We start from the raw sequence: 19,980 nt of genomic DNA, 5'->3' as shown, positions 1-19,980 counted from the left end.
CGCAAACGATGAGAACTGTACTGCTGGTCGGACACGGAAGCCGGATTCAAGCGGGAAATGATGAGCTGCTGGAGTTCACCCGTCTGCTTGCGGCGCGCAAGCCGGAGCTTAAGGTTGAGACCTGCTTTATAGAGTTGGCCTCACCTTCCATCGCTGGCGGGATTGCCAGATGTGTGGAGGGCGGCGCGAAGCAGATATATATTGTGCCGATTATTTTATTCGCGGCAGGTCATTCCAAGCTGGACATTCCGATGGCGATTGATGAGGCCAAGCTGAACTATCCTGGGGTGGAGTTCATCTACGGTCGTCCGCTCGGAGTGCAGGAGCGTGCCGTAGATATTTTGCTGGAGCGGATTCGGGAAGCAGAATCACTGGCGCTTCCATTGGTGCAGGAGGAGACGGCTGGCGGAATGGGCCTGGACCTGCACCTGCACGGGAAAAGTCCATCCACAATAGAGAATAAGGATACCATCGTGCTGCTGATGGGACGCGGGGGAAGTGACCCGGATGCCAACAGCGATCTCTATAAGCTGAGCAGAATGCTCTGGGAGAGAACCGGCTACCGCAGCGTGGAGAGCTGCTTCATTGCCATTGCTAAGCCATCGCTGCCGGATGGACTCGAACGCTGCCTTGCGCTGGGAGCGCGCAAGATTATAGTTATCCCCTATCTGCTGTTCACCGGAGTGCTGATGAAGCAGTTTGCAGAGCGGGTCTCGCAGTTTGCAGCAGAGCATCCCGAGCTTGAAGTGGAGATTGGCGGCACGCTGGGCGCACATCCGCTGCTTGTTGATATGCTGGCAGAACGGATCGACGAGACGCTGGAGGGACGTTCCTTCAGCAATTGCGATAACTGCAAGTTCCGCGATGAAGCTTCGCTGCATCACTACCATCACCACGGTGATGGTGGGCATGGGCATCACGGGCACGGGCATCATGGACATGAGCATCACGGGCATGGGCAACACGGGCATGGGCAACACGAGCATGAGCATCACGAGCACGGGCATCACGGACATGGGCATCACAGTCATGAGGAGCACGGGCACCACAGCTATGGGGAGCATGAGCACCATAGCCATGGGGAGCAAGGGGATCATGGGCATGGGCACGAACATCACGGTCACGGGCATCACGGGCATGGAGATCATGAGCATAAACATCACCGACATGAGGGACATGGGCACGGACATCATGGTCACGGGCATCATGGGCGGCATGATGTAACGGAGACGGCGGCTCCGGCGGACAGCCCGGGGCTTCGCCAGCCGCGATGATCTTCATGTTATGCGGTACCAGCGACGCCCGGGAGCTGGCGCTGAACCTGTCGCGCCAAGGCCTGGAGCTACAGGCCAGTGTCGTGACGCCCAGTGCGGCTGAACGTCTGGAGGAGGCAGCGATACGCACCCGGGTCGGCAGGCTGGATAAGGCAGCCATGATCTCTCTCCTTCAAGGAGGCGGGTATCGTGCCGTGGTTGATGGCAGTCATCCTTTTGCGCTGGAAGCCCATGCCAATGCTATGGGAGCCGCTGCTGAGGCGGGCTTGCCGTACTTCCGCTACGAACGGCAGAGTCTTATTTATGACAGCCATCCCCGGCTGATTCTTGTACATTCCTATGAAGAGGCTGCACGCAAGGCCAAGGAGCTTAAGGGCTCCATTATGCTGACTACCGGCGGCAAGACCCTGGGGATTTTTGCGGAGGAGCTGCTGGGAGAGCCGGACATCCGGCTGACGGTCAGGCTGCTTCCTTGTCTGGAGAATCTGGAGAAGTGCCTGAGTCTTGGCATTGAGCAGCGGAATATCATAGCGCTTCAGGGCCCTTTTAGCAGAGAAATGAACGAAGCGCTCTATCGGCAGTACGGTACGCAGGTGATGATTACCAAGGAGAGCGGGGCCGAAGGCTCGGTGGATGAGAAGCTGTATGCCGCGCTGGATATGGGTTTGTATGTGATTCTGATTATGCGGCCGGGAGTGTGCTTTGGAGACAGCGGGAAGGTATTTGATTCTTTTGACGAGATTACAGCTGCCGTGAAGACTGCGCTTCTAATGACAAGGGAAGAGGGATGAATGTGGATTTCGGTACGGATTTCAAGCCGGTGACAGTACAGCCGCAGGAAATAGAAGGTCTGAGCTTTCAGATGATAACGGCGGAGCTGGGGGAGCACTCCTTCAGTAGCTTGGAGTACCCGATTGTACAGCGGATCATTCATGCTTCGGCTGATTTTGAGCTGGGGCGCAGCCTTATTTTTCACCCACGGGCGATTGAGGCCGGGATTAACGCCATTCTGCAGGGGAAGCCGATTATAGCGGATGTGCGGATGGTGGAGGCGGGTATTGCCAAGGAACGGATTCAGCGGTACGGCGGCGAGGTTAGAGTGCATATCTCCGATCCTGATGTGATGGAGGAGGCCAATGCGCTGGGAACGACCCGGGCGATTATCGCCACGCGTAAGGCCTGTGCACAAGCACCGGGAGGAATCTATGTCATCGGCAATGCGCCGACTGCCTTGCTTGAGCTGATCCGTCTGGTAAAAGAGGGCAAAGCACAGCCGGGTCTTGTCATCGGTATGCCGGTTGGCTTCGTCTCGGCGGCGGAATCCAAAGAGGAGCTGCGCAAGCTGGACATCCCCTACATTACCAATATCGGCCGCAAAGGCGGAAGTACCATCGTGGTTGCTGCGGTCAACGCTCTAAGTCTGCTGGCGGTCCGCCGGGCTGCAGGCGAGCTGGGGTAAGGCTGGCGTGTAGCAGGAGGAGTATTGGCGTAGAAACAGATGTTGGATTGCTGAACTGGTTGATTACCGGATAAATCGGGCATTTCTCCAAAGAATCAGGATAAAGCAGCTATTCGTATTAGCTTAGCTGTAGCTAGATATAGATTAGTTGACTCACTAATTGTATTTACTGCAATAGAATTCGAAGTTTTATGCGGGAAATCCGATTCTGTTGCAGTTCGTACACTTGATTTCTGGAATTAGGCTTCAAAACACCTCCCTCTCCAAATTCTAATGTACGTAGTGCAGCAGATCCAATTATTCGGCGGATATTGGGTTCAACTAGTGTATAAAGTGCAGTAGAACTAGATTTCCCCATCGGCTTGTAAATCAGACATTGTGAAAACACGCATATTTAATAGATTGGCCCGATAATGGGGCGTGAACTGGCTCCTGGTAATGATTTTAACAATATTTGGTTAATAGAGAGTGAGAGAAGGTTGCCTGCCAAGGGTGAACGCTCAGAGCGTATGCTTCAGTTATTATCAGATTGTGCAGATTCATTCTTATATCATCAGCAAAGAGGGATTGCCATGACCAAAGAGAGACCACATCATCCCGCCAGGCAGAACAGGACCGAAGGGGGGATGGAGGCTGGTGTTAAGCAGGCGGAGCAAGCCGCAGTGCCCGGATTGAAGCAGACAGCTAAACAGGCGGAGCAAGCCGCCATACCCGGATTCGGGCAGGCAGCTAAGCAGGCGGAGCAAGCCGCCGAGCCCGGATACGAGCAGGCAGCTAAGCAGGCGGAGCAAGCCGCCGAGCCCGGATTCGGGCAGGCAGCTAAGCAGACGGAGCAAGCCGCCGTCCTGGAATCCGGGCAGGCACCCCCTGCCCCGCCGCTGCGCAGAGGGTACACGACAGGTGCCTGTGCCACCGCAGCAGCCAAAGGTGCAGCCCTCCTGCTCATTACAGGGGAGCGCCTCCCTGCTGTAGAGATTGATTTGCCGGCCGGCTTCCGTCATACCTTTGAGCTGACCGGGTGGCAGTGTGCAGGATCTCACACGGCAAGCTGTGCAACGGTTAAGGATGCCGGAGATGATCCGGATGCGACACATCTGGCCTGGATCGAGGCGGCGGTGAGCTGGCTGGACCGGCCGGGGGTGGAGATCGACGGAGGCCGTGGAGTGGGCCGGGTGACGAAGCCGGGCCTGCCGGTGGCCGTCGGAGAAGCGGCGATTAATCCGGTGCCGCGGCGGATGATTCAGGAGGCCGTAGCCGCCGTACTGGAGGAGCATGGCGCTGCGCGCGGGCTGCGCGTAGTCATCAGCGTGCCGGAAGGCGAGGCTATAGCCCTTAGGACCCTTAATCCCCGGCTGGGCATCCTCGGCGGTATTTCCATCCTGGGCACGCGGGGCGTGGTTACGCCATTCTCCACCGAAGCCTATAAGGCAAGTGTGGTGCAGGCCATCTCGGTTGCGGCTGCGGCGGGGAACCGGCAGGTGGTTTTGACCACAGGCGGGAGCAGTGAGAAATACGCTATCGCTATGTTTGCGGAGCTTCCGGAGGAAGCTTTTATCCAGATGGGGGAATATGTGGGCTTCTCGCTGGAGCATGCCAAGGCTTACGGGCTCAGCAAGGTCACCTTCGTCGGGATGGCCGGCAAATTCTCCAAGGTCGCACAGGGGGCCATGCTGATCCACTCCAAGAACGCGCCCGTAGACTTCGGATTTCTGGCGTCCGTTGCAGCTGTTGCGGGAGCGTCCGGTGAGCAGGTGCAGGAGATTGCTGCCGCCAACACAGCCTCACAGGTAGTGGATATGATGACGGAGGCGGGGAATTCCGCTTTTTTCGAACAGCTGTGCCATCATGCCTGTGAACAGAGTCTGAAACACATAAACGGAGGCATGATTGTGGAAATGGTGCTGATTACAATGAAGGGCCGTGTGCTGGGAAGGGCGGAGATTCATGGATAACCTGATTTATGTGATCGGGATCGGTGAGGATGGCGCCGGCGGTCTGACCCCGGATAGCTTAAGCATAGTGAACAACAGTGAGGTGCTGCTCGGCGGGGAGCGGCAGTTGAATTTTTTCGGCAGGTACAGTGGTGAGAAAATCGTTATGCAAGGCGGGCTGAAGCCCTTCACAGACAAGCTGGAGGAGGTGTGGCGCGAGCGGCGGACGGTGGTGCTGGCCTCGGGGGACCCGTTCTTCTTTGGCATTGCCGGTTATCTTGTCCGCAGGTTCGGGCCGGAGCATGTGGAGGTGATTCCCCACTACAGCAGCGTGCAGCTTGCGTTCGCCCGGCTGGGGGACAGCTGGCAGGATGCCGAGCTGATTAGTCTGCATGGGCGCCCCATTCAGGGACTGGCCCAGCGCATAGACGGCAAGCACAAAATCGCACTGCTGACCGATGAGAACAACACACCTGCGGTCATTGCCGCTTATTTGCGGGAGTTCGGGATGACGGAATATGAGGCTTTTGTCTGTGAGCGGCTCGGAGGGGCTGAGGAAATTTGCCGGTTCTGGACGCTGGAGGAGATGGAGACCAGTGAGTTCGCTGCACTGAATGTCGTGATTCTGCGCATACAGCAGGGCGTCCCTGCCCCGGTGCGGCGCGGGTTTGCTTACCCGGACGGGGAATTTCAGCAGCGCAAGCCGGAGAAAGGCCTGATTACGAAGCGTGAGGTCCGCGCGCTGGTACTGTCGGAGCTGAACCTGAGCGAGGATGCGGTGGTGTGGGATATCGGCTCCGGCTCGGGAGCGGTAGCGGCGGAATGTGCGCGGATTGCCCGGCTCGGGAAGGTCTACGCCCTGGAGAAAAGTGCGGAGAATCTGCCGAATATGGCAGCGAACCGCTTGAAATTCCGGGCGGATTTCCAGATCATTCCGGAGAAGGCACCGCAGGGATTAGCGGCTCTGCCTGACCCGGATGCCGTCTTCATCGGCGGCAGCGGCGGGGAGCTGGCGAATATTATTGCGCAGAGTGCCGCAAGGCTGCGGCCCGGGGGCCGGATTGTGGTAGGAGCGATCACGGTGGAGACGCTGCATGGCAGCATGGAGGCCCTGAAGTCGGCCGGGCTTGCCTGTGAGGTCACTATGCTTCAGGCGTCGCGCGGCAAGCCGATTCTCGGAATGACCCGTTTTGACGGAATGAATCCCGTCTATGTGGTCTGCGGCCGTAAGGACTGATCCGCAAGCGTGAGCCGCAGGACATGCAGCTTCAGCACCGAATCATTCGTAGTAGCAGAAGATTACTGGAGAGTTGTCCGGACGGAAGGAACAGAAATAAAGGAGGAACCCGCAATGAAGAGCGATGTAATGGAGCCGCGCCAGCAGGCTGCGGACGGACAGGAAGTATCCGGGGAGGCTACTGCAGGAACGCAGTGGGCAGAAGCGGCGATGCAGGCGGCAAGTGAGCTGCTCGGCACCTTGGATGAAGAAGAGCTGAAGCTGGAGGAGAGACTGACGCCCCGGGCTATAGGGACGTTATACGGTGTTGGGGTCGGACCCGGTGATCCCGAGCTGATCACGCTCAAGGCCTGCCGTCTGCTGCGGGAATGTCCGGTGATTGCTTATCCGGCCACCACCAAAGGCGGTAAATCATACGCCTACGAAATCATCGGAATGCATGTTAATCCGCAGGATAAAATAATGCTCGGCCTGATCTTTCCGATGACGAAAGATCCCGAGCTGCTGGCCAGCGGCTGGACCCGCACAGTGGAGCTGTGCTGGGCGGAGCTGAGGCAGGGCCGGGATGTGGCTTTTGTGACAGAGGGTGATCCTAATCTCTATAGTACGTTCATTCATCTGGCCCGGCTGATGCAGGAGCTGCATCCCGGTGTGCCGGTTGTGTCGGTTCCGGGAATTTCTTCGGTGCTGGGCGCGGCGGCTGCGCTGGAGCAGCCCTTGGCGGATGGCAATCAGCGGGTGGGAATTATCCCGGCCACGGCTGATAAGGAGGCGCTTAGGGAAGCGCTGCTGCATCACGATACAGTGGTGTTCCTTAAGGTGGCTAAGGTGCTGGATCTGGTGCTGGATGTGCTGGATGAGCTGGGCTTGTCCGGCCGGGCTTCAGTGGTCACCAAGGTAACCTCCCCCTATGAAACGGTCTGGCGGGATGCGCGGGATCTGCGGGGCAAGGAAGTGGAGTACTTAAGTCTGATGGTGGTGAGCAAATGACGGATATGGTGCTGGAGCCGAAGGTATATATTGTAGGTGCCGGACCGGGTGACCCCGAGCTGATCACGGTAAAAGGCAGCCGCATTCTGCGCTCGGCAGATCTGGTGCTCTATGCAGACTCACTGGTCAGCGAGGAGCTGATCCGCAGCGCCAAGCCCGGTGCGCAGGTGCTCCAAAGCTCGGGTATGGATCTGGAGCAACAGGTGGAGCTGATGACGGCAGCCGTGCAGTCGGGTAAAAGCGTAGCCCGCGTGCACACCGGCGACCCTGCCATGTACGGTGCGATTCTGGAACAGATGTCTCTGCTGAAGCTGAGCGGCGTCCGCTATGAGATCGTGCCGGGCGTAAGCTCGGTATTCGCTTCTGCTGCGGCGCTGGGCGCAGAGCTGACTGTGCCGGAGCTGACGCAGACGGTGATCCTGACCCGTGCGGAAGGACGCACACCGGTGCCGGAGCGCGAGCAGCTGCGCAAGCTGGCGGAGCATCACTGTACGGTGGCGCTTTTTCTTAGCGCTTCATTGGCCGGGCATGTGAGCGGGGAATTTCTGGCCGCCGGCTGGAGCCCCGAGACACCGGTGGCTGTGGTGAAGCGGGCGACTTGGCCGGATCAGCAGATTCTGCGCACGACAGTAGAGAAGCTGGAGGCGGATCTGCAGGGTGCAGGCATCACTATGCATGCCATGATCCTGGCCGGCTGGGCGCTGGACCCGGGACTGACAGACCGTGACGCGCACCGCTCGAAGCTGTACGACAAGGCGTTCACCCACGGCTGCCGGGAAGGAAGCGGCTCCGGTGAGTAAGCGGTATGCGGCAGTTGCGATTACGCGCAGCGGAATAAGGCTGGCCTTGAAGCTGGGGGCGCGGCTGGACCAGACGGAAGTCTTTGTCTATGCCAAGTATAGCGGCGGGCTGGAGGGGCGGGGCGGGGAGATCACGGTTTTTGACGGACCGGTTCAAGCATTGCTCCTTAAGCTATTCGGGGATTATGAGGGGATCATCCTGTTCTTCTCGCTGGGGGCGGCTGTCCGGCTGACGGCTCCGCTGCTGCGGGATAAAAGAACGGACCCGGCCGTCATCGTCATCGACGAGCGCGGAGAACATGTGATCAGTATGCTCTCCGGCCATCTTGGAGGAGCCAACCGGCTGACCCTGGAGATTGCCGAGCTGCTCGGCAGCCATCCGGTGATCACCACAGCCTCGGATGTGCAGGGCACCTTCGCTGTGGACCTGCTGGGCCGGGAGTATGGCTGGCGTGCGGACAGCTTCATTCCTATGAAAGCGGTAAGCGCCGCACTGGTTAACGGGGAAGCGTTAGCTGTGGTCCAGGAGAGTGGAGAGCGCGGCTGGCTGCCTCCCGGAGCAGAGCTGCCGGGGCATGTCCGCTTATTCGCAAGCAGAGCTGAACTCAAGGAAAGCGGACTTAGCTTCAGCGCAGCGATCTTTGTAAGCGACAGGCTGGCGGAAGGACCGGGGGAAGTGCCGGGTGAAAATCAGGACATAGCAGTCCCTGCGGAATGCACAGTAGTGTACCGCCCGCGCAGTCTGGTGCTTGGACTCGGCTGCAACCGCGGGACGAGTGCGGAAGAGCTGGAAGCCGTGGTGCGGCATACGTTAAATAAGCTTAGGCTGTCATTCAACAGTGTGCGGAATGTAGCTACAGCCGGGATCAAGGGCGATGAAGCCGGGCTGCTGGCCCTGTGTGCCAAGTACAGCTGGGACCTGGTTTTATACACGCCAGAGCAATTGAATACAGTGGAGCTGGACAGTCCTTCCGAGGTGGTGTTTAGGGCAACGGGTGCTTACGGTGTCTGTGAACCTGCTGCACTGCTGTCTTCAGGTGCGCCTACCCTCCTGCAGCCTAAGCTCAAAAGCGGCAACGTAACCATCGCTGTAGCCCGGGTTGTCTATTCTGAAGAGCTGGAGGGGAGCGAGCGTGGACGGGGGCAGGAATGAAATGAAACATGAGACGGGAAATGAACCGAAGGGTGAAATGAAGCTTGATAGCCGCGGGAGTGAAATGAAGATTAGTAGCTGCAGGAGCGAGAGGTATGAGGCTGAGGTTGGGACTGGGACTGGGGCTGAGGCGACCTCCCGGCAGCCGCAGAAGCGTCCCCGCTTCGTGATCGCAGGCACAGGCAGCGGCTCCGGCAAAACAACGGTCACGCTGGGCCTGATGCGCGCTTTTGCCCGGCGGGGCCTGAAGGTCCAGGGCTTCAAATGCGGTCCCGATTATATTGATCCCGCGTATCACAGTGCAGTCACGGGCCGTGCTTCCCGTAACCTGGATTCCTGGATGACTTCAAGCGCCTATCTGCGGGAGTATTTCCTGCGCTCCTCGGCGGAGGCGGACATCTCTGTAATTGAAGGTGTGATGGGACTGTATGACGGCAAAGAGGACACCGCGCTCACCGGATCGACGGCGGAGATCGCCATCCTGACGGACAGTCCGGTTCTGCTTGTGGTGGATGTCCGCAGCATGGGACGCAGTGCTGCGGCTATTGTGCTGGGCTTCCGGCAGCTGGAGCCGGAGGTGCGGATTGCAGCCGTTATAGTGAACCGCTGCGGCAGCGAGGGTCACTACCGGATGGTTAAGGCTGCCATTGAGGCAGCCTGCGATATCCCCGTGATCGGGTGGCTGCCCCGCGACAGCGGCCTGGACATCCCGGAACGGCATCTGGGCCTGCTGCCCGCTGTGGAGCGCGGGGAGCTGGAGCCCTTGTTCGACCATGCCGCCGATGTCCTGGCGCAAGGCACGGATCTGGAGCGGCTGCTGGAGCTTGCCGCTGCCGCACCGGCTTTGCAGGCTCCGCTTGAGGCAGCGGCTGTGCAGCATCTGCCGGGTGGAGCGGCTGTGCAACATCCGCTGGGGGCAGCGGCTGTGCAGTATCCGCCGGGGGTAGCGGCTGTGCAGCATCTGCCGGGTGGAGCGACTGTGCAGTATCCGCTGGGGGCGGCGGCTGTGCAACATCCGCTGGAGGCAGCGGCTAAGCTGAATTTCACGCTGGAAACGGAGGCAACAGCGGATACGCTCAACTCTAGGTTGTCCACCGGGGCAGCCCCACAAAAGTCTCCCCTGGCAGAGGAGCGGAATGAGAAGGGCGACCTGTCCTCTCCAGGTGCGGCGCTGACAGCACTGAAGGAGACGGAAGGCCTTGCGCAGCCTTCCCCGGTTATCGCCGTTGCCCGGGATGCGGCGTTCAATTTCTATTACGCCGACAATCTGGAGCTGCTCGCCCGTGCCGGTGCCCGGCTGGTTCACTTCAGCCCGCTCAGCGGCGAGGGGATTCCGCCGGAAGCTGACGGCATCTATATCGGGGGCGGGTTCCCGGAGGAATTCGCGGCGGAGATTGCCGCGAATTCGCTCTTCCTGAGCGGGCTCAGGTCCGCTGCAGCCGCCGGAATGCCGCTCTATGCGGAATGCGGCGGCTATATGGTTCTGGCCCGCAGTTTGACTGACCGCACCGGCGCGGTACATGAGATGGCCGGGATCATTCCGGCACATACCGGGATGCAGGAGCGCCGGGCGGCACTAGGGTATCGTGAAGTAACGGCACTTCACGATTGCCTCCTGCTCAATCGGGGCGAGCGTCTGCGCGGCCATGAATTCCATTATTCCGTCATGAGTTATCCTGACGCGGAGGCCCGGACCTATGCCTATGAGAGCAAAGGCAGGGGGGGCAGCCAGCCTGAGGGGTACATCAGCGGGAACATCATGGCTGCTTATGCGCATATTCATCTGGCTTCGTATTTCCCGGCAGCGGAGCGGCTTGTAGCAGCCTGCCGGACTTACCGGGAGGAGAAGCTGGCCAAGTTGCAGCAGATCTAGAGTTCCAAACCGGAAGCGCAGCAGAAATTGAACTAGTGACAGCTAACTCACTGTATAGATTGAACTTGAAAATATACAGACAGGGAAAAGTGGCGGAGGGGAATTTTGGCACTGTAGGAGGGGTAGCGTCCGCCTTTGTCACCGGATTTCTACCGTGATTAGCGGTTTGAATTAAAGAAATCGGGTGACAACAGCGGCCGGAGGGCCAAACATTCTCTGGAGTCACGGCAATCCCAGGTCATAAAACTTACAAGTTCAATCTATATAGCAGCTAACTCAGCAGTAACTGAACTCAACACAAATCCTGCACGAAATACAACATTCCCCACATCATATGGCCCCCTGAACGGGGAGTGTTGTACATAAGGCAGCATTTCACTTCGAAGCAAGCCGATTAGTGGAACCATTCTTGCATTTTCTGCAACAATGCCTGCATTTACCCAAGTAGCTTCCCTATATGTCAACCGCTTGTCATACATCGGTGAGCCACGTATAATAGGAGCGAGAGAACGCTTTATTATCCCGCTGGCCGGCGACCGGCTTGTCTTTTTTCAAGGGGAATAGTTGGTATTATATGCTGAGGAATTGCAAATTCCGGAAGCTGTCACCTAATGATGTGTATGGAGAAGGGAGAACGCTGCAGTGAAATTGTTGGGAGCGATTGAAGCAGGAGGAACAAAGTTTGTATGCGGAATCGGGAATGAGGACGGGACGATTATCGACCGGGTGAGTTTTCCGACGGAGACCCCTCAAGAAACAATGGGCCAGGTGATCAATTATTTTGCCGGCAAAGAAGTGGAAGCCATCGGCATCGGTTCGTTCGGACCGATTGACCCGGTTATTGGCAGCCCTACCTATGGATATATTACAACCACACCGAAACCCCACTGGGGCGGATATAATCTGGTGGGAGCCGTTGAGGAGCATTTCCAGGTACCCATCGGTTTCGATACGGATGTGAACGGGGCAGCTCTGGGCGAGTACACCTGGGGAGCAGCTCAAGGGCTGGATAGCTGTCTGTACATCACTGTGGGCACCGGGATCGGCGCTGGCGCAGTCGTTGGCGGGAAGCTGATCCATGGGCTGTCCCATCCGGAGATGGGCCATATTCTGGTCCGTCGTCATCCCGAGGACCACTACGAAGGCTTCTGTCCTTATCACGGGGATTGCCTGGAAGGCCTGGCAGCCGGTCCGGCTATCGGCAAACGCTGGGGCAAACCGGCGGGTGAGCTGCCTGCGGACCATCCGGCCTGGGCGATGGAGGCCCACTATCTGGCCCATGCCCTGATGAACTATGTGCTGATCCTCTCGCCGCAGAAGATCGTTATGGGCGGCGGCGTGATGAAGCAGAGTCAGCTTTTCCCGCTGATCCACACTAAGCTGCAGGAATTGCTCGGCGGATATGTACAGCATCCGGCACTCAATGAGGCGATTGGCAGTTATATTGTTCCTCCGCAGCTTGGGGACAACGCCGGTCTGTCCGGCGCGCTGGGTCTGGCTAAGCTGGCATTGGACCGGAAGTAGGCATTCTGTTAAAAAGACATTGACTGTTACGTAATATATGGTATCCTAGGTTTTAACAGTATAGCATTTAAGAGGAAGCACCTCTTTCACGAATTTCGTGGGAGAGGTGCTTTTTTTGTGCCAAGATAAGAATTTATATGCTCAATGCTATAAAGAGTTCTTATCTTTATGCATACTGTAAGACAACGAAGGTAGGGATTCATATGCAGATTGTATTTATGAACCGTTTGTCCAGAATATCAGGAGTGGACCAGGAGATTTTTGCCCAGCTATGGATTGGAGAAGAGGAAGGGCTGTGGCGTCTGGGCTGGCGTGACTTCTCCGGCGAACAGGAGACGGGCGACAGCCTGTGGTATGAAGGCGGGTCGTGGAATGAGATGCTGTGTGTATACCGGCATGAGCTTGCAGTGAAGATGGGGGATGGCTACCGCCCGCTAATTGACGGTGTATTTCATGAGGAGGATAATCTCAGCAGCCGCAGCCAGGAGCAGCTTAAGCTGCAGTATTACAGCGAGCATTACGGGAATGAAGCGGTCTTTGAGGAGCTGTGCTCCTGGCGCAGGGGGAAGGCCTCCAGCGAACGGAAGGCACCTTATATCCTGGCCAGCAACCGTCTGCTGCGTATGATCAGTGCATTTCTTCCCCGTACGCCGGAGGAGCTGCTGCAGCTTCCGGGGGTGGGTGAAGGCAAAGCTTCACAGTATGGCGCCGACTGGCTAAGCATTACCTCGGCTGTAGAACGCGAGCATGACTTTCCGTTAAGCTGGGTGAATCATACGATTGATGAAGAGAGCTTTGTGTCCTGGCATTATAAGCAGAAGGAGCTTAAGTACAAGAAGCAATTAGAGCGGCTGAGACTGCGCCGTGTTCTGCTCCAGGGGATTGAAGAAGGGCAGGGAATGGAGCAGCTCACAGCGCTTAGCGGAGTGTCCCGCCGTGAAGTGCTTGAGGTGGTGGAAGAGCTGGAGAAGGACGGCTATTCCGCCGAGAAGCTCATTGCCTTTGAACTCAGTGAAGTGACCTCTGAAGAACAGAACAATATATGGACAGCCTATGAGCTGATCGGCGACAACTTCCTGAAGCCTGTCCTCTACAAAGTGTATGGGGAGGATTTCGCACCTGCTGACGGCCTGGATCTGTATTACGAACGCCTGCGGCTGATCCGGCTCCGCCTCCGGCGGGAGCAGCCGGCTACCCTGGGAATGGCTACTTAGCTGCTAGTGAGTATCCGAATGCGGCGGAGAGGTCAGGAGGATCTGAATTCCCGGCTTGTGCAGCGGTAGGTACATACAGGCGACACAAGTGGAAACGGCTTTGCTGTTCTTGTAAAGGGCGACATACCAAAAAGACGAAGGCTTCCGAAACCCTAAGGTATACGGTGCCTTCGTCCTGCATATTCGTCCGCCGTCCTTCATAGCCAATCCTTCTTGCGGAAGATCACAAGCATTCCGCAGCCGAGGGTTACCATAACGGCAATGACGCCATAGTAGCCGTACTCGGTGTGGATCTCCGGGATATTGTCAAAGTTCATGCCGTAGATTCCGGTAATCACGGTCAGCGGCATGAATATGGTGGTAATTGCCGTAAATACACGCATGATTTCATTGGCGCGGTTCGCAATACTAGATTGATAAGCTTCGCGTAAGTTGCCCATGAGATCGCGGTACGTTTCAAACGTTTCAGAGATCTTGACCGCGTTTTCGTAGATGTCACTGAAATACTTCTGCAATTGATCGTCGATCAGGCGAAGATCCTTCTTATTCAGCGTGTTGATAACTTCCTTCTGCGGGCCGAGCATCTTCTTCAGCCAGAGAATCTCACTGCGCAGACCAATGATCTCGCTCAGATGCGTTTTCTTGGTATGCATGAGGATGTCTTCTTCCAGCTTCTCGATCCGCGCTTCAATCCGGTCACCGACCGAGAAGAAGTTGTCGACAACGAGGTCGATCAGCAGATACAGGAAGCGGTCAGGTGTACTGACCTCCTGCTCCCACAGTGCGGGCTTCAGGACACGCAGCTCATGGATCTTCTGCTTCGTAACGGTAATAATGAAATGTCTGCCCAGGAACACGTTGAGCGCACGGAGGAAGATTTCCTCATCATCGAACCGGATACTGTTCACTACGATAAAATAATGGCTCTCATAAATCTCCAGCTTCGGACGCTGATCCTCTTCACTTAGACAGTCTTCCACAGCCAGATCATGCAGCCCGTATATAGGCTGAAGCTCTACAAGGTCCTCCACATCTGCATCAATCCAGTAGAACCCCTCGGCAGGGGCGGTTAAAGTTTCTTCAATATTGTCAATAGGCGTAAAAACCCCTGCATTCACCAGCCGGATTTTCATCTGATTCACTCCTTCACTCCCCGGTCTTCTCCGGGGGTATGCTAATTTCAGCACACGGAAAAAATCAGCTTGGCCGGTGGTACAATCATGGATGAAGGCCAAAAGACGGTCCGAGAGCATGAAGAATAAGGGCTCCCGCCGCCGGCAAGCTGATGTTAATCCTGTGTGGTTGTTCGTTCTGCACGCATATTCGCGAGCCCGGGTCGCCTTCCATTCTTCTCTCACCTCTTCTTTTCGCCGTTTTGGGTTTGAAACACTTGTCTAGTATAACGCCGGGGTATGCCTCTTACAAGAGAAATTCTTTTCAATCTCAAGGCTCCTTAAGCATTGTATGGACTTGACGAAAAGGAGGTTCATGATTTAAAGTGAAATTTAAGAAAAAGCATCTACGGATGCTGTGGTACATCCAATTGAATACAGCTAAATCTTATCAAGAGCAGGTGGAGGGACTAGCCCGATGAAACCCGGCAACCGGCGTGTGAACGCACGGTGCTAAATCTTGCGGAAGCTTTGCAGGGACGTTATGCGTCCGGCGGAAGTTCTCTGGCAGATGAGAGGGCGCATATGACTGAATTATATGACCTTTCTCGCCCGGGAAAGGTCTTTTTTCGCTACCCTGCAACAAGCTCAACCGCCTAAGCGGAACCCAATTTCAGTTAAGGAGTGGATACAGCAATGCCTATCAAAATTCCCGACAGCCTGCCGGCCAAGGAAGTATTATCCGGTGAGAATATATTCGTAATGGATGAAAGCCAGGCCTTTCATCAGGATATCCGTCCCCTCAGGATCGCCATCCTGAATCTGATGCCAACGAAAGAAACTACAGAGACACAGCTGCTGCGCCTTATCGGGAATTCCCCGCTTCAGGTGGATGTGGTTCTGCTGTATCCCAGCTCCCATACCTCGAAAAATACATCGGCTGAGCATCTGAAGAGCTTTTATAAGACCTTCGATGAGATCAGCGACCGCCGTTTTGACGGCCTGATCATAACCGGCGCTCCCGTAGAACAGCTGGAATTCGAGGATGTTAACTACTGGGAAGAGCTGAAAGTGATTATGGAGTGGAGCAAACAGAATGTGACCTCGACGATGCACATCTGTTGGGCTGCGCAGGCAGGGCTGTATCATCACTTTGGCGTACGTAAGGTGAGCCTGCCGGACAAATGCTTTGGAGTGTTTCCGCATACGCTGAACCATAATAATGTCAAGCTGCTGCGGGGCTTCGATGAAGTGTTCCATGTTCCGCATTCCCGTCATACCGACGTCTCCCGTGAAGATATAGAGCAGAATCCTGAGCTGCAGATTCTGGCCGAGTCCGAGGAGGCCGGGGTCTACCTGGTAGCCACTCATGACGGGAAGCAGATTTTTGTGACCGGACATTCGGAATACGATCCGTTCTCGCTGAAATGGGAGTATGACCGGGATATCGCCAAGGGGATGGAAGTGCAGCTGCCGAAGCACTATTATCCAAAGGATGATCCGACCCGTACACCACCGGCTGTCTGGCGCGCCCATGCCAACTTATTATTCGCTAATTGGCTCAATTACTATGTATACCAAGAGACTCCTTACGATATCGGGGCATTTATCTAAAAGTTAAAAGTTATATTTATATATAGAAGCAATGTTTATCGCACATAAACTTTTAGGAGGCAGTGGAGATGGATGAGAAACTGAGAATTGAGAGCAGACTGGCACAGATTGGTTCAATGGAGGACCCCGCCACCGGGGCGATTAATTATCCGATTTATCATGCGACGGCCTTCCGTCACCCGAGACTTGGACAGAGCACAGGCTTTGACTACATCCGCACCAAAAATCCTACCCGCACTGTGCTCGAAGATGCGGCAGCGGCGCTGGAATCCGGGGATGCCGGCTTCGCCTGCGCCTCCGGAATGGCTGCACTGACTACGGTGTTCACCTTGTTTGGACAAGGGGATCATCTCATTGTATCACTGGACCTGTACGGCGGAACCTACCGGCTGCTCGAACGGATTCTCGCCAAATACGGCATCAGCGCCTCGTATGTGGACACCAATGATCTCGATGGCCTGGAGGCGGCCCGCCAGCCGGGCACCAAGGGCGTATTCATTGAGACACCAACCAATCCGCTGATGATGATTACGGATATTGAAGCGGTATGTACCTGGGCCCGTCATCACGGGCTGCTCTCGATTGTGGATAACACGCTGCTGACTCCGTTCTTCCAGCGTCCGCTTGAGCTGGGGGCAGATATTGTTGTTCACAGTGCGACCAAATATTTGGGCGGGCATAACGATGTACTAGCCGGGCTTATTGTTACCAAAGGCGCGGAACTGTCGGCAGAGATGGCTGTGCTGCATAACTCCCTGGGAGCCGTTCTTGCCCCGAATGACAGCTATCAGCTGATGAAGGGGATGAAGACACTGGCCCTGCGCATGGAGCGGCATGAGAGCAATGCGCTGGCCATCGCCCGCTATCTGCTGGAGCATCCGGCGATAGCCGAGGTCTTCCATCCGGGACTGCCGGACCATCCGGGGTATGCGATTCAGAACCGCCAATCCTCCGGCAACACGGGCATCTTCTCCTTCAAGGTGAAGGATGCAAGATACGTGGAGCCGTTGCTCCGCCATATCCGTCTGATTGCCTTCGCCGAGAGTCTCGGCGGGGTAGAATCGCTGATGACCTACCCGGCGGTGCAGACCCATGCCGATATTCCTGCGGAAATCCGCGATGCGGTCGGCGTAGATGACCGGCTGCTGCGTTTCTCGGTCGGCATCGAGCATGTGGAGGATCTGATCGCTGATCTTACGCAGGCATTGGAAGCCGCCCGGAGCGAATTGGAGTAGAACAGCATTCGCCCTCCGTCCGGCTAAGCCGGATCAGCATAGGATTAGAGCAGCAGCGCCCAAGGTGCTGCTGTTTGACTTTGTATCAGGACCGTAATCTCATTTCTGGCCCTAAAAGATTTTTCAAGCTCAGCGGATTGTGATACGATGGGGGAACGGGTTAATAAAATGATAAAAATTTATATAACTTCATAGATTAAGAGGAGGCCGTCAACGATGAGTGCAATTGATCTTATTCTGGATAAGACACTTAAGGGTGAACGTCTTCAATTGGAAGACACGATCACGTTGTTCGAGAGCAATGAAATTGAGAAGATGGGGGCGGCGGCAGATATTATTATGAAGCGCTGGCACCCGGACCCGCTGGCTACCTTCGTCATCGGCCGCAATATTAACTATACGAACGTATGTGATGTGTACTGCCGCTTCTGCGCCTTCTACCGCAGACCGGGTTCTGAGGAAGGCTATGTGCTTCCCGATGAAACGATCTATCAGAAGATTGCAGAGACAATCAGTGTGAACGGGACAGAGATTCTGATGCAGGGCGGCACGAATCCGAATCTGCCGTTCAGCTACTATACGGATATTCTGCGCGGCATCAAGCAGCGGTTCCCGGAGATTACGATGCACTCCTTCTCACCGGCGGAGATTATGAAGATGGTGGAGGTCTCCGGTCTGCCGCTGGAGCAGGTGATGCGTGAGATCCATGCCGCAGGTCTGGATTCCCTGCCCGGCGGCGGCGCCGAGATTCTTGACGACCGTACACGCCGCAAGATCAGCCGGCTCAAGGGCTCCTGGCGCGAGTGGATGGATGTCATGCAGACCGCACACCGGATCGGCATGAACACGACAGCCACGATGGTTATCGGGCTGGGCGAGAGCATGGAAGAGCGGGCGCTGCATCTGCTGCGTGTCCGTGAAGCGCAGGATGAATGTATTGCGAACAAATATGACTCCGAAGGGTTCCTGGCGTTCATCTCCTGGACCTTCCAGCCGGATAATACGAACCTGAAGCTTGACCGGCAGACACCGGAGGAATATCTGAAGACTGTAGCCATAAGCCGTCTGGTGCTGGATAATATCAAGAACTTCCAGTCCTCCTGGGTAACGATGGGTCCTGAGGTGGGCAAGCTCTCCCTGCAATACGGCTGCAATGACTTCGGCAGCACAATGATTGAGGAGAACGTAGTATCTTCGGCGGGCGCAACCCACAAGGTCAACATCGAGTCCATTACCCAGCTCATCCGCGAAGCAGGCAAGATCCCGGCGCAGCGCAACACACGCTACGACATCCTGCGGGTGTTCGATGATGCGAATGCGAAGATCGACAATGATTTTGTGATGCAGAACTAGAGGCTAGCTATAGGGTGCTTTTGGCATAATAGGATAACAATAACGCTTATTTAATATTAATCCGTAAGGCGAGGATTAGTTATGGATAAGCGTTATTTGTCTTTTATAAGTACAATGATAATTCGGATAGCTTATGGATGTTTAGATATTCGGTGCTCTCTTGCGAATCCGGTCTTGAAAGGACTAATACTGATTGTATACCCAGAGTTGAGGCGCTCTTTAGGTTCTTTTCATAATCATCAACAAATACTGTTTCTGTTGCCGGCAAATTCATAACATCAAGTGCATGTCTAAACATACCGGGACTTGGTTTGTTTTCTCCAAGTTCAAAACTAAGTGTCATATTATCAAAATAATCATAAATACCGGCATTTCTAAGAACCCTTTTGATGGATGGGTCTGTATCTGAAATAACTCCAAGCTTGTACTTTTCCTTCAGACTTTCAATTGTCTTTTTTGTATTTTCCAGAAAAACATAATTAGAATCGTTATACACTCTATCATATGCAATGATTTCAGCTTGTTCGTATGTAATATGAATTTCAGGTAACCATTCAGCAAGGGTCCTATAGTAATTGATATACCTTTCAAGCTCTTCCTCTTCAGTTTTGTAAATTTCATTTTTGACGTATTCATTTGCTTTTGAAATTGCAGTGTTAAATGTATCTTGTGGTATAGACCATAGGATTTGTGGGTTTATATATTCCAAAGCTTTCACTGTTATTCTCCAATCCCCTGTTGCAGGGCGGAAAATCGTCCAGCCAAGATCGAAAAATATACCACGAACTGGTTTATTTATAGTCATCTCAATCCTCCTGAATTTTAATCTGTATATTTCCTATTTAACCCATATCCTAAACACAATGTGTCCATCCCGCACCTCCTCATCGGCATAGATAGTATTGAAGGAAGCGCCCCCCAGAGTCTTCAACCGTGTCAGGTTATAGACTAGGGCAAACGCCAGCTTAGGATCACTGGTCCGATAGCCGTCATACTCGCCTCCCCCAAGCCGGTTGTAGGCATCGCTCATTACCCACTCTTCCGCTTCCCGCAAAGTATCAAACGTAAGCATTTCCTCAAACCAGCGTATATTTTGCAGGGAGAGAGTCCGTTTCTCATCTTTAAGCCAGAAAAACTCCTGATGGGTGTTCTTTTCCTCGTCCAAGGTTAACCCTCCTTTTACCAATTGTAACGCTATTGCTTCTACAGTT

General features: G+C 55.2%; 17 protein-coding genes and 1 riboswitch. Of the genes, 14 read left to right on the top strand and 3 right to left on the bottom strand.

From position 1 onward, the window contains the following. Window positions 1-8 precede the first annotated feature (8 nt). The 11 genes from HQN87_RS33235 (at window position 9) to HQN87_RS22865 (ending at window position 13,455) form a co-directional block, all read left to right on the top strand. On the top strand, window positions 9-1,274 hold the full coding sequence (locus HQN87_RS33235) for a sirohydrochlorin chelatase (protein WP_436836489.1): 1,266 nt from the start codon (window positions 9-11) through the stop codon (window positions 1,272-1,274). Next, window positions 1,271-2,065, top strand: coding sequence for a precorrin-6A reductase (gene cobK, locus HQN87_RS22910; protein WP_173138014.1), 795 nt, complete (start codon window positions 1,271-1,273; stop codon window positions 2,063-2,065). The genes HQN87_RS33235 and cobK overlap by 4 nt, the downstream gene beginning before the upstream one ends. A 2-nt stretch (window positions 2,066-2,067) precedes the next feature. After that, window positions 2,068-2,733 (top strand): precorrin-8X methylmutase, encoded by a 666-nt coding sequence (locus tag HQN87_RS22905; RefSeq protein ID WP_173138012.1) that lies wholly within the window; start codon window positions 2,068-2,070, stop codon window positions 2,731-2,733. An 845-nt stretch (window positions 2,734-3,578) separates the two neighbouring features. Next, window positions 3,579-4,685, top strand: coding sequence for a cobalt-precorrin-5B (C(1))-methyltransferase (locus HQN87_RS22900; RefSeq protein ID WP_173138221.1), 1,107 nt, complete (start codon window positions 3,579-3,581; stop codon window positions 4,683-4,685). Further along, window positions 4,678-5,901: a precorrin-6y C5,15-methyltransferase (decarboxylating) subunit CbiE gene (gene cbiE / locus HQN87_RS22895; protein WP_173138010.1), complete on the top strand. Its 1,224-nt coding sequence runs from the start codon at window positions 4,678-4,680 to the stop codon at window positions 5,899-5,901. Before HQN87_RS22900 ends, cbiE begins: the two co-directional genes overlap by 8 nt. A 114-nt stretch (window positions 5,902-6,015) precedes the next feature. Continuing rightward, complete coding sequence (gene cobI / locus HQN87_RS22890; protein ID WP_436836486.1) at window positions 6,016-6,891, top strand: precorrin-2 C(20)-methyltransferase; 876 nt, start codon at window positions 6,016-6,018, stop codon at window positions 6,889-6,891. A gap of 5 nt (window positions 6,892-6,896) precedes the next feature. Continuing rightward, entirely contained in the window at window positions 6,897-7,691 is a 795-nt protein-coding gene (gene cobM / locus HQN87_RS22885; RefSeq protein WP_173138217.1) for a precorrin-4 C(11)-methyltransferase, read from the top strand. Then, complete coding sequence (locus tag HQN87_RS22880; protein ID WP_173138008.1) at window positions 7,684-8,844, top strand: cobalt-precorrin 5A hydrolase; 1,161 nt, start codon at window positions 7,684-7,686, stop codon at window positions 8,842-8,844. The genes cobM and HQN87_RS22880 overlap by 8 nt, the downstream gene beginning before the upstream one ends. Window position 8,845: 1 nt before the next feature. Next, window positions 8,846-10,717, top strand: coding sequence for a cobyrinic acid a,c-diamide synthase CobB (locus HQN87_RS22875; protein ID WP_301953213.1), 1,872 nt, complete (start codon window positions 8,846-8,848; stop codon window positions 10,715-10,717). 642 nt (window positions 10,718-11,359) lie between these two features. Then, entirely contained in the window at window positions 11,360-12,241 is an 882-nt protein-coding gene (locus HQN87_RS22870; RefSeq protein WP_367272782.1) for an ROK family protein, read from the top strand. A 203-nt stretch (window positions 12,242-12,444) separates the two neighbouring features. Further along, window positions 12,445-13,455, top strand: a complete 1,011-nt coding sequence (locus HQN87_RS22865; protein WP_173138006.1) for an HRDC domain-containing protein — start codon at window positions 12,445-12,447, stop codon at window positions 13,453-13,455. Between the two features lie 197 nt (window positions 13,456-13,652). On the opposite strand, the gene corA is transcribed toward HQN87_RS22865, so the two are convergent. Then, window positions 13,653-14,588 carry a magnesium/cobalt transporter CorA gene (gene corA, locus HQN87_RS22860; RefSeq protein WP_173138211.1) on the bottom strand — a complete coding sequence of 312 codons (936 nt, stop codon included), beginning with the start codon at window positions 14,586-14,588 and terminating at the stop codon, window positions 13,653-13,655. 424 nt (window positions 14,589-15,012) lie between these two features. After that, a riboswitch (SAM riboswitch) is annotated at window positions 15,013-15,145 on the top strand. Window positions 15,146-15,263: 118 nt separating this feature from the next. Here corA and metA point away from each other — a divergent pair. The 3 genes from metA (at window position 15,264) to mqnC (ending at window position 18,769) form a co-directional block, all read left to right on the top strand. Then, complete coding sequence (metA, locus tag HQN87_RS22855; protein ID WP_173138005.1) at window positions 15,264-16,181, top strand: homoserine O-acetyltransferase MetA; 918 nt, start codon at window positions 15,264-15,266, stop codon at window positions 16,179-16,181. 68 nt (window positions 16,182-16,249) lie between these two features. After that, entirely contained in the window at window positions 16,250-17,416 is a 1,167-nt protein-coding gene (locus tag HQN87_RS22850) for a PLP-dependent transferase (protein ID WP_173138003.1), read from the top strand. A 216-nt stretch (window positions 17,417-17,632) separates the two neighbouring features. Further along, window positions 17,633-18,769 carry a cyclic dehypoxanthinyl futalosine synthase gene (mqnC, locus tag HQN87_RS22845; protein WP_173138001.1) on the top strand — a complete coding sequence of 379 codons (1,137 nt, stop codon included), beginning with the start codon at window positions 17,633-17,635 and terminating at the stop codon, window positions 18,767-18,769. Window positions 18,770-18,872: 103 nt separating this feature from the next. Here mqnC and HQN87_RS22840 read toward each other — a convergent pair whose 3' ends face one another. Next, window positions 18,873-19,574 (bottom strand): HAD family hydrolase, encoded by a 702-nt coding sequence (locus HQN87_RS22840; RefSeq protein ID WP_173137999.1) that lies wholly within the window; start codon window positions 19,572-19,574, stop codon window positions 18,873-18,875. A gap of 33 nt (window positions 19,575-19,607) precedes the next feature. Then, window positions 19,608-19,934 carry a hypothetical protein gene (locus HQN87_RS22835; protein WP_173137997.1) on the bottom strand — a complete coding sequence of 109 codons (327 nt, stop codon included), beginning with the start codon at window positions 19,932-19,934 and terminating at the stop codon, window positions 19,608-19,610. Window positions 19,935-19,980 lie beyond the last annotated feature (46 nt).

Source organism: Paenibacillus tritici (assembly GCF_013204885.1).
GTDB classification, from domain to species: domain Bacteria; phylum Bacillota; class Bacilli; order Paenibacillales; family Paenibacillaceae; genus Paenibacillus_AQ; species Paenibacillus_AQ tritici.
The sequence above is the reverse complement of the archived record's forward strand: the minus strand, read 5'-3'. Positions and strand labels throughout refer to the sequence as shown.

Bases quoted from the DNA above. Each gene is read 5' to 3' on its own strand.
- HQN87_RS33235 (WP_436836489.1), top strand. From the start codon at position 9: ATGAGAACTGTACTGCTGGTCGGACACGGAAGCCGGATTCAAGCGGGA.
- cobK (WP_173138014.1), top strand. From the start codon at position 1,271: ATGATCTTCATGTTATGCGGTACCAGCGACGCCCGGGAGCTGGCGCTG.
- cbiE (WP_173138010.1), top strand. From the start codon at position 4,678: ATGGATAACCTGATTTATGTGATCGGGATCGGTGAGGATGGCGCCGGC.
- cobI (WP_436836486.1), top strand. From the start codon at position 6,016: ATGAAGAGCGATGTAATGGAGCCGCGCCAGCAGGCTGCGGACGGACAG.
- cobM (WP_173138217.1), top strand. From the start codon at position 6,897: ATGGTGCTGGAGCCGAAGGTATATATTGTAGGTGCCGGACCGGGTGAC.
- HQN87_RS22875 (WP_301953213.1), top strand. From the start codon at position 8,846: ATGAAACATGAGACGGGAAATGAACCGAAGGGTGAAATGAAGCTTGAT.
- HQN87_RS22865 (WP_173138006.1), top strand. From the start codon at position 12,445: ATGCAGATTGTATTTATGAACCGTTTGTCCAGAATATCAGGAGTGGAC.
- corA (WP_173138211.1), bottom strand. From the start codon at position 14,588: ATGAAAATCCGGCTGGTGAATGCAGGGGTTTTTACGCCTATTGACAAT.
- metA (WP_173138005.1), top strand. From the start codon at position 15,264: ATGCCTATCAAAATTCCCGACAGCCTGCCGGCCAAGGAAGTATTATCC.
- HQN87_RS22850 (WP_173138003.1), top strand. From the start codon at position 16,250: ATGGATGAGAAACTGAGAATTGAGAGCAGACTGGCACAGATTGGTTCA.
- mqnC (WP_173138001.1), top strand. From the start codon at position 17,633: ATGAGTGCAATTGATCTTATTCTGGATAAGACACTTAAGGGTGAACGT.
- HQN87_RS22840 (WP_173137999.1), bottom strand. From the start codon at position 19,574: ATGACTATAAATAAACCAGTTCGTGGTATATTTTTCGATCTTGGCTGG.